Source organism: Streptomyces sp. NPDC050674 (assembly GCF_040654575.1).
In the GTDB taxonomy this organism is placed as follows: Bacteria; Actinomycetota; Actinomycetes; order Streptomycetales; family Streptomycetaceae; genus Streptomyces.
In genome coordinates this window covers 15,325-29,202 of sequence record NZ_JBFAIG010000016.1, presented here as the reverse complement: position 1 = coordinate 29,202, position 13,878 = coordinate 15,325, and the positions used below count along the sequence as shown (strand labels likewise).

Genomic DNA, 13,878 nt, shown 5'->3' with positions numbered 1-13,878 from the left:
AAGTGTTTCCCCGCTGCGGGCCGCTGAACTGCGTCGACCCGTACTCCTGTTGTCTCCTTCCGGCGTACGGCGCAAACAGCCCGGGTATCACCGGATCGGGCAGCGGACGGGACGTCAACTGCCGAAGGTGAACGAGGGGTTGTGTGCTCTATGACGACGTGCTGGTACGAGGGGCCGCTGGCCGCCTTCGACACGGAGACGACGGGCGTGGACGTCGAGACCGACCGGATCGTGTCGGCCGCCGTCGTCGTCCAGGATGCCCCGGGCATCCGGCCGCGGGTGAGCCGGTGGCTGGTGAACCCGGGGGTGCCGGTGCCCGCCGAGGCGACGGCGGTGCACGGACTGACGGAGGAGCACCTCCAGCGCAACGGCCGGTGGCCGGCGCCGGTGATGTACGAGATAGCGCAGGCGCTGGCCGAGCAGGCGCACGCCGGGCGGCCGGTCGTGGTGATGAACGCGCCGTTCGATCTGACCCTGCTGGACCGGGAGTTGCGCCGGCACCGTGCCTCGGCGCTCGGCCGCTGGTTCGAGTCGGCGCCGCTGTCGGTGCTCGACCCGCGGGTCCTGGACAAGCACCTGGACCGCTACCGCAAGGGCCGCCGCACGCTCACCGACCTGTGCGCGCACTACGGCGTCGACCTGGAGGGCGCGCACGACGCGGCGGCCGACGCCGTGGCGGCGCTGGAGGTCACCCGGGCGGTGGGCCGCCGGTTCGCGTCCCGGCTGGAGCGGCTCGCCCCGGGCGAGCTGCACACCCTCCAGGCGGTGTGGCACGCGGCACAGGCACGGGGGTTGCAGGCGTGGTTCGCGCGCAGCGGGGTGGACGAGGCGGTCGACCCGGCCTGGCCGCTGCGTCCGGAGCTACCGGCGGCGGCCTGAACACCTGGTCAGGGCTGGCGAGGGCATGAAAAAACCGGTCCGTCTGCGACGGACCGGCTGTTTCCGGTGGGCGATACTGGGTTCGAACCAGTGACCTCTTCGGTGTGAACGAAGCGCTCTCCCACTGAGCTAATCGCCCGGGAACGCACTGAACCATACAGGCCCGGGCGCGTTTCCTTCAAACCGCTCGGAGGTGCCTGAGGAGCCCGCGCCGCCCGGACCGCATCATCAGCGCGTGGTTGGCGCGGAAGACGGGCCGTCCCGGCACGGCGAGCCGCCGCAGCAGCGGCTTGTGCACGGTGACGGTCTGGTCGTACCGCGCGAGTGTGCTCGTCCCCCGCGGCAGGACCGTCCAGCGGGCCCGGCCCTCGATGTCCCCGGACAGGGAGGTCTCCAGCACCCCGGCCGCCCGGTCCCGCCGCACCTCCCGTGCCGTGAAGGACATGTCGTACGGCACCACGGAGCGGATGCGGAACACTCCGGTGGTGTCGTCGAGCCGGGTCACCTCGCGCACCTGGGGCCACCAGCGCGGGTAGTCCTCGGGGCGTTCCAGCACGTCGTACACGGTGCCGGGGGGCGCGGGCAGGACCCACAGGCTGCGGAAGCGGTAATGGTTCCAGTCCATGCCGGGAGTCTGCCCGGTCACGGCGTGGACGGTCTGAGTACGCGCCTGAGTATCCGCGCTCATGTCCTGCGAGGTGATGCGGGCCACACTGCGGAGCATGACCCTTCCGCCCCCGGCCGAGGAACTGCGGCTCCTCGATGCCGAACTGTGGCAACTGGACGCCCGTCGCGCCCAGTTGCTGACCCGTCGCGCCTGGCTGGTCGCGGCCCTGCGCCAGCCGGAGCAGTCGCGTGCCCAGGCGTCGGCCCGGCCGCCGGCCGCCGCACCGCCCCGCCCGGAGACGGCCGCGCCCAGCGTGCAGAACCTGCTCCTGATTCTCGGCGGTGTGCTGCTCACGCTGGCGGCCGCGGTGTTCACCCTGGTCAGCTGGGGGCACCTGGGGATCGCGGGCCGGGCGCTGGTGCTCGGCGCGGTCACGCTGGCCACGCTGGCGGCGCCCGTGGCCCTGCTGAAGCGGGGCCTGCGGTCGACGGCCGAGTCCGTGGCGGGTCTCGGGCTCGCCCTGACCGTCCTGGACGCCTACGCGCTGCACGCGGCGGCCCTGTCCGGCACGGACGGCACCGGGTACGCGGCCGCCGCCACGGCGGTGCTCGCGGCGGCCTGGTCGGCGTACGGCCTGCTGCCTGCCACGTCCGCGCTGCGTCTGCCCCTGCCCTGCGCCCTGGCGGCGGCCCAGTTCCCGCTGCTCCTGTGGACTCTGGCCACCGAGGCGAGCCCGTACCTGATCACGGCCGCGCTGCTGGTGACGGCCGGTCTCGACGCGGTGGCGGGGGTGCGGTTGCCTGCCGGGGCGGTGCGGGTCACCGCGGTGGTGGGCGCGTACGGCGTCGGTGGCTGGGGCGTTCTGGGTGCCGGCTGGCTGTCCCTGACGGCCGACGGTCCGGGGGACGCCTTCCGCGCCGGGGCTCTGCTCCTGCTCGCCGCTGCGATCGCCCTGGGTGCGGCCCGGCGCGGGCCGGGCACCGGGCAGGCCCTCGGCCTCGCGATCACGTCCGGGCTGCTCGTGGTGGGTGCGCTCGGTGGGGTGGCACGTTTCGCGGTGCCGTCGCAGTGGGTGGTTCCGGCCCATCTGCTGGTGGGCATCGCCCTGTTGGCGGTGGTGCGGGTGGAGCGGCTGCCGGACGCGATACGGCTGGGCTTCGCCTGGGCCTCCGGTGCCGTGCAGGCGCTGGCCGTGCTGTGGGCCCTGCCGGCCGTCGCCGTGGTGGTGCTGGGCCCGGTCGGCCTGCTCGGCCGGGTGTGGAGCGGTGCTCCCGCCGACGCCCGTGCCGCGGTGACCGTGGACGTGCCCTGGCCGCCCCACGCGGCCGTGGCTCCCCTCGTGCTGGTGGCGGTCGCCGCCGTCGTGGCCCTGGGGGTCCGCGCGGAGCCGTGGCGTGCGCGGGCCCGGCTGGGTGCGCCGGCCCTGCTGTGGGCCGCGCTCCTGACGCTTCCGGCGGTCCTCGAGGTTCCCTATGCCGCGGGGATGCTGGTCCTGGGTGTCGTGACGGCGGCGGCGCTGTACGCGTGCCGGGTCACGGCGTCGGCGGCACGGGTCACGGCCCTGGTCCTCGCCCTGGTCACGGCTGTCAGCCTCACCCTGGTCTCCCTCGCCTCCCAGTCCGCGACCCTCGTCGTGCTGTCCGGGCTGACGGTGCTCTTCGCCGCGGCCTCCTGGCGGGCGGACGTCTCTCCCTGCACGGCTCCGGCCGCTCTCGTCCACGCCGCCGCGTTGGCCTCGGCGTCCGGTGCCGCCGCCGACTGGCCGCCGGCCCGCACCGCCCTGCTGCTCCTGGTGGTCCCCGCCGCGGCCGCCCTGCTGGCGGCGCGTCTCGGCGCGTCCCGGACGACGGTGCCGGTCGAGGCCACGGGCGCGGCCGTCGGGCTGGTCGCCGCGGCTCTCGCCGTCACCGACCCGCCGCTGCTCGCGCTGGTGCTGGGCCTGTGCGGGGTGATCGCCGCGGGCACGGCCCTGCGCGCCGAGCGCCGTTCCGTCGGCGGCTACGCGGCCACGGCCCTGTTCGTGCTGGCCGCCTGGGTCCGCCTGGCCTCCTGGGACGTCGGCACACCGGAGGCCTACACCCTCCCGGTGACCGTCCCGGCGCTGCTCGTCGGAGCGCTGCGGCGGCGCCGCGACCCGCGGGTCTCCTCCTGGGCGGCGTACGGCCCCGGGCTCGCCGCGACCCTGCTGCCGAGCCTGGTCGCGGCCTGGGCCGACCCGCGGTGGACCCGTCCGCTGCTGCTGGGCGTCGCCGCGCTGCTGGTCACCCTGCTCGGCGCCCGGCACCGGCTGCGGGCACCGCTGGTGCTCGGCGGCTGGGTGCTGGCCCTGGTGACCCTGCACGAACTCGCCCCGTACGTCGTCCAGGTGACGGGGGCCCTCCCCCGCTGGGCACCTCCCGCCCTGGCCGGCCTCCTGCTGCTGGCGCTCGGGGCGACGTACGAGCAGCGGATCCGGGACGTCCGGCGGATGCGGGAGGTTCTGGGGAGGATGAACTAGTGAGCTGGTCTTGAGGTCTCGTTTCGCCACGTGACCTGTGCGCTGTGTCAGGTCATGGCCGTGCACGCTCACCAGCACGCGGTCGGGACCCCCGAAAGGGGGCCCCGACCGGCGAACCGGACGCGGGAACAACGCGACACGGTCGAGCGATGTGTCAACCGCCTCAGGAAAAGCCCTAGTTCCGGTACCGGAACACGATCCGACCGCGCGTCAGGTCGTACGGCGGAAGCTCCACCAGCACCCGGTCCTCCAGCATGATCTTGATGTAGTTCTTGCGGATCTTCCCGCTGATGTGCGCGAGCACCTGGTGGCCGTTCTCCAGCTCCACGGTGAACATGGCGCTGCGCAGGCACTCGACGACCCTGCCCTCGACCTCGATGACGTTCTTGTTCTTCGTCATCGCACCAGCTCCAGGTTGCTGCTCACCGGCCGGGCGCCGACGCCCTCGAACAGCGCCGTGGCCGCGTGGTTGGACTCGTGGACCTCGGTCCAGGCCGTGGGGAATCCGGAGCGGTGTGCCGTGATGAGCGCATGGGCCAGCAGGGCCCGCGCCACGCCGCGGCGCTGCTCACCGGCCCGGACCGCGACCAGCCCGATGCGCGGCCGGATCGCCGTCACCACCCGGATCAGCCCCACGTAGCGGTCAGGCGCCGCGGCCACCGCGTATTTCGTCGGGTCGACGACGGTGTCGCCCTCGGTGCGGGGCATCACCTCCGCGGGCATGGACTGCCACCACCCGGCCGTCGCCTCGACCTCGTCCCGGATCGCGCGGTCCACCTCCCGCAGCAGACCCTCGTCCGCCTGACCGGCGGGCACGATCGTCACGCCCGAAGGCGGCAGGACCTCTTCCAGCCCGGTGACCCGCGGGTCGGTCGGTACGGCGTACTCCCACTCGCGGCGCCGGACCGTGAAACCGGCCCGTCGCCAGCCGGCCGTCAGCTCTGCGTCCGCTTCGTCGACCACCGTGTACAGCGGGGCCGGAAGTTCCGCGACCATCACCCCGGCGAGCCGGTCGAAGGCAAGGTCATGCCAGGCGTCGATGCTGACAAACAAGCGCCCGTCGGGCCGGTGGAACGCATGCCCGCGTCCGACCACCAGGTCGTCTTCCAATGCGTGCCATTGCCTGTCAGCGACGCGAGTGACCGTCACCGCGTTCTCGCTCAGGCGGGATGCGAAAGGCTTTGTGTCCATCGGAGTCTCCCTCCCAGGAGTGCCTCGATCTCAGGCGCTCCTGGCGACACCGAACGTCAGCCGCCGGACCGTGACGGGTTGAGGGAGCACCCACGGGTAACTGCGTTCACGGGGCTCACCTCCCTACGACGACTTCACGGTCCGACCCGGACCGTAGCAGCGGGCCACCGCCGCGCTCAAAGCCTTTTCCGACCTGGTGTGGCGGACGGCTCGGCACCTTGGCGAGAGGAGTCCGGCGCTGTGGACGGTGGCGGTATGGGACAGGGGGCGACTGATCGGATCAGCCGCCCCCCGGTCTGCTCAGTGCGGTCTACGGTATGTAGCCGTAGTCCAACTGACCGGCCAGCCTCGTCCTGTCGCCCTTCAGGGACAGCACGAGTGTGCGTGCGAGGGTGCCGCCGAAGCGGGTCCCGCCGTCAGCCGTCGGGACCGTGTCGATGAAGCTCTCCACCAGCCCGTTGGGCATCACGTAGTGCGAGTACTGCTGCGTCGGGGCGTCCTCGGGGTTGCCCAGCACCAGCGCGCTGCCGTTGAGCGGCCGGTAGTCGCTGCGCAGCCCCGGGCCGACGAACCCGTAGAGGCCGTCCCAGCCGCTCAGCCCCGGCGCGAACGTGAACTTGTGGCTGATCGTGAACAGGTAGTACTTGCCGCCGCGGATGATCAGGTGCGGCCGCTCGGTCTGCTGGTTCACGCAGTTGGCCGAGAGGAGCGGGGGCTGGAGCTTCCAGTTCCTCATGCTGTCGCCGTCGGCCGTGGCCAGCCCGATGTTGCCCGTGTAGTACTTCGAGTCCGCCGGCACCTCGTGACCGGCCGGGAGGTCGCCCAGGTCACGCTTGGTGCACTGGTACGTGCCCGCGGTACCGCCCGTGTTGCCCTCGAACAGCAGGTGGATCTTGCGGTCCCGCGGGTCGCGGAAGACGAACGGGTCGCGGAAGGCGTAGATGATCGGGCCTTGTTGCGACTGTTCGAGGGTCTGGTACAGCTTGCCGTCGGCCTGGGCGATGATGCGGTGGTCCCGGAAGCCGGAGAACCACACGCGCTTCTTGTCCGCGTGGATCCTGCCGGTCGCCTGCGCCAGACGCTGCAGCGCGTCGCTGGGGTCGACCCCGCCGTCGTCGTGCCCCGAGGCGGTGTAGAAGGAGTGCACCTTGTCGCCGATGAGCGCCGTCGAGCCGGCCCACTCACGTGAGCCGAACGAGGTGCCGGCCGGGAACAGGTCGCCGCCGTACTTCCAGCTCTTGGCGTCACGCGAGTAGAAGTAGCCGATCTTCGCGTACCAGTGCCGGTCGCCGAACGGCACCGAGCGCGGGGCCGTCAGCGAGAAGATGACGTGCCAGCCCTTGTAGGTGGCGGTCCGGGTGTTGAGCTTGGTGAGCGGCCAGGTGTCCCACACCCACACCTTGTCGGTCATCACCGGGAAGTCGGGTGACACGCGAGGGGCGGTGTTGGTCCTGTCCTGCCGGAGTTTCAGGGCGTCCGCGCGGGACCAGACGGCTGTGTGGTCGTCGTCAGCGGTGTACTGCCGTGTGCCCGTCCGGGAGGGGTCGTGGGGGGAGGCGGAAGCGGGAGCGGTGATGCCGGTCAGCATCGCGAGGGTTGCCACACCCGTCGCCAGCCGGAGCAGCACTCGTCTTGCTCTGTGCATACGTCACCCTTGGGGGGAAGAGGGAACGAATGGAAGATGTGGAACCGGTTCCATGGTTGACAGTACCTCAATTACCGTAAAAAGCGGTGAACTTGAGAGGTAAAGATGCACACGTGTGAACAGCGGTCGGTGTCGCGTTGTGGAACTGGATGGAACCGATCCAGCGTGGTCGGCGCAGCGTGGATCAGGCTCCCGCGGCGACCGTCGTACGCCGGGGCACGAGCTCCAGTTCCAGCTTCTCCTCGACGGGGGCGCCAAGGGGTTGGCCGATGCGCTCCAGCAGCAGGCGCGCGCTGATCCCGCCGCTGGTCCGCAGGGGCTGGCGTACCGTGGTGAGCCCTACGTACGCCGCCACGTCGAGGTCGTCGAAGCCCACCACGGACAGGTCCTGAGGAACCCTCACGCCCGCCGACCTCGCCGCTTCGATCACCCCCAGCGCCCGGGTGTCGGACGCGGTGACGATCGCGCTGGGCGGCTCCGGAAGGGCCAGCAACTCGTCGGTGAGCCGGTGCGCCACGGCGCGGCCGTGCGGTCCGATCCGCACGTACGGCTCCTTGAGCGCGAGGCCGTACGCCCGCAGCGCCCGTTCGCAGCCCTCGCGGCGACGGGCGCTCGCGCTGAAACGGAAACGGTCGTCGGCGACGTCGCCCATGAACGCGATGCGACGGTGGCCGAGTTGCAGCAGATGACGCGTCGCCAGCATGCCGCCGCGCACGTCGTCGATCACCACACGTGGCAGGTCCGGGTGCTCACAGTCCAGCAGCACCGTGGGCAGACCGGCCCGTGCCAGCTGCTTCACCTCGTCGTCGGTGGGGGCGAGTGAGATCGCCAGCAGCCCGTCGAAGCGGTCGCCGGCCGCCACCGCCCGGTACTGCTGATCGCGCTGATCCGGGGTGGCCACGTCGAGCAGAGTGAGGTCGTGGTCGCTGCCGTGCAGCACATGTGAGATGCCGCGCAGCCGCTCGACGACCGACGGCTCGGTGGCGAAGGGCGCGATGACGGCGATGCTCTGGGTGCGTCCCGTGGACAGGGCGCGAGCGCGCCGGTTGGGCCGGTACTCCAGATCCCGGATCACCCGCAGCACCCGCTCGCGGGTGTCCTCGCTGACGTTCCTGCTGTCGTTCAGGACGCGCGAAACCGTGCCGACGCCCACCCCGGCCCGGGCCGCGACATCGCCGATGGTCGCCCGTTGTCCCACGGCCGTACAGTACCCGAACTCGCAGATCAGCCTCCTGACTCGCACATCCCCGGTTGCCCGGTGCCGGTCGGGTCCGTCCGCCGCTCCCCCGGGCGCCCACCGCCCGGGGGCCGGACCGTCAGCGACCGACGTCTCGGATGCGTTGCTCTCCCGACCCACGGACGACCAGCCGGGTGGGCACCGTGATCGTGCGGGCCCGGGAGCGGTCGCCGTCGAGCCGGGCCAGGGCGGTGGCCGCGGCGCTGCGGCCGATCTCCTCGGGGTCCTGGGCGACGACCGTCAGGGCCGGTTCCAGTGCTTCGGCGAGGGATACGTCGTCGAAGGCCACGACGGCCACGTGTTTGCGCTTGCTGCGGGCGAGTTCGGCGACGATGCCGAGCGCCATGATGTTGTTCCCGGCGAACAGGGCCGTGGGGGGATCGGTCAGTTCGAGGAGTTGAGCCGTCACGGCCTCCGCCCCCTGCTGATCGTGCGCGCTGACGACCAGGGAGCGGTCGTAGGGGATGCCGGCTTCCCGCAGGGCCGCCCGGTATCCGGCGAGGCGTTCGCGGCGGGTGTACAGCTTGACCGGCAGGTCGCCGACGAACCCGATGCGGCGGTGCCCGTGGGCGATCAGGTGCGCGACGCCCTCCTGGGCCCCCGCACGGTTGGAGCTGACGACGCTGTCCGTGGACAGGCCGACCCCCGGCCGGTCGAGGAAGACGACCGGCAGGCCCGCCGTGCGGTGCGACTTGAGGTCGGAGTGGTCGGCGCCGACGGACGGCACGACGATCAGGATGCTGACGCGCCGGGCGAGGAACTGGGCCGTCAGGGCGCGTTCGCGCTCGGGGTCGTCCGCGGAGGAGCCCATGAGCAGCGTCAGTCCGCGGTCCCGGACCGTGTCCTCGATCCCGCGGGCCACGGCTCCGAAGAAGGGGTTGGCCAGGTCGGGGATGACCAGCCCTATGGTCGTGTCCGGGCCGCCGACGCGGATGTTGCGGGCCATGAGGTTGGGCTGGAAGCCCAACTCGGCCACCGCGGCGAGCACTTGCTCCCGCGTCCGGGCCGAGACGGGCCCGTCCTCGTTGAGGACGCGGGAGACCGTCTTGGCGCTGACACCCACTTCTCGGGCGACATCGGCCAAGGTGGGTCGGCGGCTCGCTGCCATGGAGTAAACCGTCTCCTGGATGCTCCCGGTTCCGGGCCGCGGCCTCGGCCGGAACATGCGGGAGCGGGGTTGCGCTGTCAGGTGGCCTGTACTCCGGCGGCCTTCGCGGCCTCGGAATCCGCTACGACAGTATCTCCGGCCTCGTCGACGGTGAGGGCACCCGTCATGATGGCCACGACTTCCGCCATGGAGTAGTCGGACGGCTTGATCACGGCGGCGCGCCGGCCCAGCCGGTGGACGTGGATCCGGTCGGCGATCTCGAAGACGTGCGGCATGTTGTGGCTGATGAGGACGACCGGCATGCCCTTGTCGCGGACACGGCGGATCAGGTCGAGGACCTGGCCGGACTCCTTGACGCCGAGGGCGGCGGTGGGTTCGTCCATGACGACGACGCTGCGGGCCCAGGCGACCGCGCGGGCCACCGCGACGGCCTGCCGCTGTCCGCCGGAGAGGGTCTCGACGGACTGGGTCAGCGAGCGCAGGCCGATCTTCAGGTCCGCCATGTGCTCGGCGGCCTCCTGGCGCATGCGCTTCTTGTCGAGCATGCGGAAGGCACTGCCGAGGACGCCCGGGCGGCGCAGCTCGCGGCCCAGGAACATGTTCGAGGCGATGTCCATGGACGCCGCCACGGCGAGGTCCTGGTACACCGTCTCGATGCCGTGGGCGCGTGCGCTCTGCGGGCCCGAGAACTGGATCGGCTCGCCGTTCAGGCGAATCTCCCCCTCGTCCGGCACCACCGCGCCGGTGAGGGCCTTGATGAGGCTGGTCTTGCCGGCGCCGTTGTCGCCGATGACGGCGAGGACCTCGCCGGGCAGCAGGTCGAAGTCGGCGCCGTCGATGGCGGTGACCTGGCCGTAGCGCTTGACGAGACCGCGGGCCTGCAGCACGGGGGTCTCGGTGGTGGTCGTGGTCATCGGGCCTTCCTCCGGGAGATCTGGTCGACGGTCACCGCGAGGATCACCAGGACCCCGGTGATCAGAGTCTGGTAGATCGAGGCGACGCCCATCAGCTGGAGCCCGTTACGGAAGACGCCGACGATGAGGACGCCGATGAACGTGCCCAGGACCGAGCCGCGTCCGCCGAAGAGGCTGGTGCCGCCGAGCACCACGGCGGTGATGCTGTCGAGGTTGTCGGTCTGCCCGGCCTGCGGATCGCCCACTCCGGTACGGGAGATGAGCAGCAGGGCGGCGATGCCGTAGAGGAGACCGGCCACGGTGTAGACGCCGATGGTCAGCCGGGAGGTGCGGATGCCGTTCAGCCGCGCCGCTTCCGGGCTGTTGCCCAGCGCGTAGACGTGCCGGCCCCAGCCGGTGCTGCTCAGCGCGTAGGCGAGCAGGAGGAACAGGGCGATCGTGACCAGCGAGCCGTAGGTGATGTCGGTCTTGCCCAGCGGGAAGGTCTGCCCGAGGGCCGTCAGCGGGCCGGGCAGGTTGCTGACCGTCTGCTCCTCGGAGTAGATGTGCGTCAGCGCGAACGCCACGTTGAGCATGCCGAGGGTGACGATGAACGGCGGCAGCGGGACCTTCTGCACCAGGGCCCCGTTGAGCATCCCGAAGCCGCCGCAGACGACCAGGCCCAGTGCGATCGCGGCGAGCGGCGGCAGGGAACCCTCGGCGGCCATCTTCGCGATGACGATGCTGCCGAACGCCATCACCGCTCCGCAGGACAGGTCGATGCCCGCGGTGAGGATGATGAGCGTCTGGCCGATGGCGAGCGTGCCGACGACCATGACCTGCTGGACGATCAGCGAGAAGTTCCCGCCGGTGAGGAACTGGTCGCTGGAGACGGAGAAGAAGACACAGGCCAGCAGGAGCGCGATCAGCGGGCCGGTGGTCGGCTGGGTGAGCAGTCTGCGGACCGTGGTCGGCGCTTTGAGATCGGCGTACGGCGTGGACGTGGAGGGTGGTGTGGACGTGGCAGTCATGCGAGGTCCTTGTCGGAAGACAGAAGTCCTTGTCCGTCCCTTCAGGGCGGAAGGAGGACGAGGAGGCGGCCGTCCCGGTTCGGGGAGGAGGGGCCGGCCGCCCCGCTGTGGGGTGTCGGACGGTGGCAGCGGGAGCCGGCGGCTCAGCCCCAGCAGTTGTCCAGGCCGTAGGCGGTGTCCTTCGAAGCGACCCCGTCCTGCGCCTTGTCGGTGATCAGAGTGACCCCGGTGTCGGTGTAACCCGACGCCTTCTTGCCGTCCTTGGCGTAGGTCACGACGGCCTTGACGCCCTCGGCGGCCATCTTCAGCGGGTACTGCTGCGAGGTCGCGGCGATCTTGCCGTCCTTGACCGCCCGGGTGCCGGTGCAGCCGCCGTCGACGGAGACGATCAGGACGTCCTTCTCCCGGCCCTTGGCCTTGAGCGCGGTGTACGCGCCCAGCGCGGCGGGCTCGTTGATGGTGTAGACGACGTTGATGCCGGGTTCCTTCTGGAGGCAGTTCTCCATCGCCGTCTGGCCCTTGGACTGGTCGCCGCCGGTGTCCTGGGCACAGGCGACGTCCTTGTCGGTGGCGCCGAAGCCCTTGAGGAAGCCGTTGTGCCGCTGGACGCCGACGGACACACCCGGCGCGAGGTCGAGGGCGGCTATCTTCGCGGTCTTGCCCTTCATCGCGGCCTTGGCGTACTCGCCGATCAGCTCACCGGCCTTGAGGTTGTCGGTGGCGAAGAGGGCGTCGACCGCGCTCTGCGGCTCGGTCGGGGTGTCCAGGGCGATGACCAGGACACCCTTGGCCTTGGCCTTCTCGATCGCGGGCACGATCGCCTTCGAGTCGCTCGGGGTGATCAGGATGCCCTTCACACCGGCGGCGACCATGTTCTCGATCGCGGTGACCTGTCCGGCGTTGTCGCCGTCGAACTTGCCTGCGGCGGTCATGAGCTGGACGCCCTCGGCCTTCGCGGTCTTCTCCGCGCCCTCCTTCATCTTGACGAAGAACGGGTTGGTGTCCGTCTTGGTGATCAGGCCGACCTTGGCCTCGCCCGAGCCGGTGCTCGCGCTGCTCGATCCCGATCCGGATCCACAGGCGGTCAGGGTCAGGGCCGCGATGCCCGTGCACGCGGCGGCTCGGAGCAGGGAGGAGGGCAGACGAGAGGTGCGTGACATGAACGACTCCAGCGGGATGTCGGGCGGGTGGTCGGCAGCGAGGCCTGCCGTCCCGCGATGTCAACGATGACTGATGTCATCGTTGACACTGCTTGGCGAGGATGATGGACTCCGCTCACCGGCAACGTCAATGCCTTGCACTCGTCACAAATCGGCAACGCCCCTCGGCGGCCGCCCGCCCCGAAGGCGCACACCGGCGTGCCCGGGTCATGACCGTTTCCGCTCCGCGCGTCCCAGAGAAGAGCAGCCCATGAGCCGGATCACCGTCCTCGGAGAATGTGTCGCCGACGCGTTCACCGAGCCCGCACCTGCCCCGAACGAACTCGCCCTGCGCGTCCTGCCGGGCGGCGGGCCGGCCAACACGGCGGTGGCCCTGGCCCGCCTGGGCACCCCCGCCCGCTTCCTCGCGCGGCTGTCCGGCGACGTGTTCGGCCGCCTCTTCCGGGCCCACCTCGCGGCTTCCGGCGTGGACCTCTCGCACGCCGTGGATGCCGCCGAGCCCAGCACGCTCGCCGTCGCCGAACTGGACGCCGAGGGCCAGGCCGCGTTCTCCTTCCACGCCCAGGCCACCGCCGACTGGCAGTGGACGACCGCGGAACTGGCCGGGGTGGACCTGGCCGGCACGGCCTGCGTGCACACCGGTTCACTGGCCCTGGTCAGGGAGCCGGGAGCGGCGGTGGTGGAGGACTTCCTGGCAGCGGCCGCTCCCCGGGCCACCATCAGCATCGACCCCAACGTCCGCCCGCTCCTGGTGCGTCCCGAGGTCTACCGCGCCCGGCTGGCGCACTGGTGCGGCCTCGCGGACGTGCTGCGGCTGAGCGAGGACGATCTGGAGCTCCTCCTGCCCGGAACACCGCCGGAGCAGGCGTGCGACACCTGGCATGCGGCGGGGACCCGGCTCGTGGTGATCACGCGCGGCGCGGCAGGAGCCCTGGCCTCGCTCGACGGGGAGCGCGTGCAGGTGCCGGCGGTGGCGACGCCGGTCGTCGACACGGTCGGTGCGGGGGACTCCTTCACGGCAGGCCTGCTGCACCACCTCGGCACCCGCGGACTCCTCGGCGGCAGACTGACGGACCTGCGCCTCGCCGACGTCGAGGCGGCCTGCCTGTTCGCCGTGCAGGTCGCCTCCCTGACCTGCTCGGTCGCCGGCCCGAACCCGCCCTGGCGGGACCAGTTGCCGCAGCCCACGCCGGGTGGCGGCGCGGTCCGGCATCTCGACTCCACGCACTGAACCTCTCGCACTGAACCTCTCGGACAAGGACGGAAGACCATGACGAAAACCCTGCTCGCCGAATTCACCGCCCGAGAGGGAGCGGAGGACGAGGTCGCCCGCCTGATCCAGGAGTACGCCCTGAAGGTGCGCGAGGAGGAAGGCAACCTGACGTTCGACGTCTACACAAAGGCGGCCGACCCCCGCGCCTACTGGATCTTCGAGGTCTACCGGGACGAGGACGCCTTCCAGGCACACCTGAACGCCCCGTACGGCGGCCCGTTCAACGCCGCGCTCACTCCGCTGATCGAGGAGGACGCCTCCGTGCTGACGTTCCTCGATCCGCTGGGCACGCGTCCCTGACGGGCGTCGGCCGGGGCCCGCCCCTCGCCTGCCCTCGCCTCAACGGATCCGCAGGGG

The 13,878-nt window shown here is 71.4% G+C and carries 13 protein-coding genes and 1 tRNA gene; 4 read left to right on the top strand and 10 right to left on the bottom strand.

All coding sequences use genetic code 11. The annotated features are described in order from the left end of the window. Positions 1 to 150 precede the first annotated feature (150 nt). Positions 151 to 879 carry a 3'-5' exonuclease gene (locus tag AB0I06_RS24990; protein WP_363121075.1) on the top strand — a complete coding sequence of 243 codons (729 nt, stop codon included), beginning with the start codon at positions 151 to 153 and terminating at the stop codon, positions 877 to 879. 67 nt (positions 880 to 946) lie between these two features. Here the strand turns inward: AB0I06_RS24990 and AB0I06_RS24985 are convergent. Both AB0I06_RS24985 and AB0I06_RS24980 read right to left on the bottom strand, forming a co-directional pair. Beyond that, positions 947 to 1,018 (bottom strand) — tRNA-Val (locus AB0I06_RS24985). A 39-nt stretch (positions 1,019 to 1,057) separates the two neighbouring features. Then, entirely contained in the window at positions 1,058 to 1,504 is a 447-nt protein-coding gene (locus tag AB0I06_RS24980) for an SRPBCC family protein (RefSeq protein WP_363121201.1), read from the bottom strand. 97 nt (positions 1,505 to 1,601) lie between these two features. Between AB0I06_RS24980 and AB0I06_RS24975 the strand changes: the two genes are divergently transcribed. Next, a complete protein-coding gene (locus tag AB0I06_RS24975; RefSeq protein WP_363121074.1) occupies positions 1,602 to 3,983 on the top strand; it encodes a hypothetical protein in 2,382 nt (793 codons plus the stop codon). A 175-nt stretch (positions 3,984 to 4,158) separates the two neighbouring features. Here AB0I06_RS24975 and infA read toward each other — a convergent pair whose 3' ends face one another. From infA to AB0I06_RS24935, 8 genes are all read right to left on the bottom strand, one after another. Further along, positions 4,159 to 4,383, bottom strand: a complete 225-nt coding sequence (infA, locus tag AB0I06_RS24970; RefSeq protein ID WP_232024847.1) for a translation initiation factor IF-1 — start codon at positions 4,381 to 4,383, stop codon at positions 4,159 to 4,161. Further along, entirely contained in the window at positions 4,380 to 5,174 is a 795-nt protein-coding gene (locus AB0I06_RS24965) for a GNAT family N-acetyltransferase (protein ID WP_363121073.1), read from the bottom strand. The genes infA and AB0I06_RS24965 overlap by 4 nt, the downstream gene beginning before the upstream one ends. Positions 5,175 to 5,484: 310 nt before the next feature. Next, a complete protein-coding gene (locus AB0I06_RS24960) occupies positions 5,485 to 6,819 on the bottom strand; it encodes a glycoside hydrolase family 68 protein (RefSeq protein WP_363121072.1) in 1,335 nt (444 codons plus the stop codon). A 184-nt stretch (positions 6,820 to 7,003) separates the two neighbouring features. Further along, complete coding sequence (locus tag AB0I06_RS24955; RefSeq protein WP_363121071.1) at positions 7,004 to 8,017, bottom strand: LacI family DNA-binding transcriptional regulator; 1,014 nt, start codon at positions 8,015 to 8,017, stop codon at positions 7,004 to 7,006. A 118-nt stretch (positions 8,018 to 8,135) separates the two neighbouring features. Further along, positions 8,136 to 9,164, bottom strand: a complete 1,029-nt coding sequence (locus AB0I06_RS24950) for a LacI family DNA-binding transcriptional regulator (RefSeq protein ID WP_363121070.1) — start codon at positions 9,162 to 9,164, stop codon at positions 8,136 to 8,138. A 77-nt stretch (positions 9,165 to 9,241) separates the two neighbouring features. Beyond that, positions 9,242 to 10,078, bottom strand: a complete 837-nt coding sequence (locus AB0I06_RS24945) for an ATP-binding cassette domain-containing protein (RefSeq protein WP_363121069.1) — start codon at positions 10,076 to 10,078, stop codon at positions 9,242 to 9,244. Further along, positions 10,075 to 11,088, bottom strand: coding sequence for an ABC transporter permease (locus AB0I06_RS24940; protein ID WP_363121068.1), 1,014 nt, complete (start codon positions 11,086 to 11,088; stop codon positions 10,075 to 10,077). Before AB0I06_RS24940 ends, AB0I06_RS24945 begins: the two co-directional genes overlap by 4 nt. A 143-nt stretch (positions 11,089 to 11,231) precedes the next feature. Further along, positions 11,232 to 12,248: a sugar ABC transporter substrate-binding protein gene (locus AB0I06_RS24935; RefSeq protein WP_363121067.1), complete on the bottom strand. Its 1,017-nt coding sequence runs from the start codon at positions 12,246 to 12,248 to the stop codon at positions 11,232 to 11,234. Between the two features lie 250 nt (positions 12,249 to 12,498). Between AB0I06_RS24935 and AB0I06_RS24930 the strand changes: the two genes are divergently transcribed. Both AB0I06_RS24930 and AB0I06_RS24925 read left to right on the top strand, forming a co-directional pair. Continuing rightward, positions 12,499 to 13,479, top strand: coding sequence for a carbohydrate kinase (locus AB0I06_RS24930; protein WP_363121066.1), 981 nt, complete (start codon positions 12,499 to 12,501; stop codon positions 13,477 to 13,479). 39 nt (positions 13,480 to 13,518) lie between these two features. Then, a complete protein-coding gene (locus AB0I06_RS24925) occupies positions 13,519 to 13,821 on the top strand; it encodes a putative quinol monooxygenase (protein ID WP_363121065.1) in 303 nt (100 codons plus the stop codon). The last annotated feature ends 57 nt before the right edge of the window (positions 13,822 to 13,878 follow it).